Origin of the sequence: Inquilinus sp. CA228 (genome assembly GCF_052078665.1) — a bacterium.
Lineage (GTDB): Bacteria > Pseudomonadota > Alphaproteobacteria > DSM-16000 > Inquilinaceae > Inquilinus.
Genome location: NZ_JBQJIK010000201.1, coordinates 1 through 678, shown reverse-complemented (window position 1 = coordinate 678; position 678 = coordinate 1). Strand labels below are relative to the sequence as shown.

General features: G+C 65.6%; 1 protein-coding gene. It reads left to right on the top strand.

The genetic code is table 11. From position 1 onward, the window contains the following. On the top strand, positions 1-678 hold a 678-nt coding region (locus ACTOWL_RS38000; protein WP_441326488.1), incomplete at both ends, for an alcohol dehydrogenase catalytic domain-containing protein.

The window sequence follows — 678 nt, the reverse complement described above, 5'->3', positions numbered from 1 at the left end:
TGGAGGGTCCGAAGTTCGGCGAGGTGCTGGTCGAGATCAAGGCGACCGGGATCTGCCACACCGACGAGTTCACGCTGTCGGGGGCGGATCCGGAAGGGCTGTTCCCGTCGATCCTGGGGCATGAGGGGGCGGGCGTCGTCGTCGATGTCGGGCTGGGGGTGACCAGCCTGGCCAAGGGCGACCATGTGATCCCGCTGTACACGCCGGAATGCCGGCAATGCCCGTCCTGCCTGTCGCGCAAGACCAACCTGTGCACGGCGATCCGCTCGACCCAGGGCCAGGGGCTGATGCCGGACGGCACCAGCCGGTTCTCGATCGGCAAGGAGAAGATCTTCCACTACATGGGCTGCTCGACCTTCTCGAACTTCACGGTCTTGCCGGAGATCGCGCTGGCCAAGGTCAACCCGGACGCGCCGTTCGACAAGATCTGCTACATCGGCTGCGGCGTGACCACCGGCATCGGTGCGGTGATCAACACGGCGAAGGTCGAGGAAGGCGCGACCGCGATCGTGTTCGGGCTCGGCGGCATTGGCCTCAACGTGATCCAGGGTCTGCGCCTGGCCGGGGCCGACATGATCATCGGCGTCGACCTGAACAACTCGAAGAAGGAATGGGGCGAGCGCTTCGGCATGACCCATTTCGTCAACCCGAGCGAGGTCGAGGGCGACCTGGTGCCGT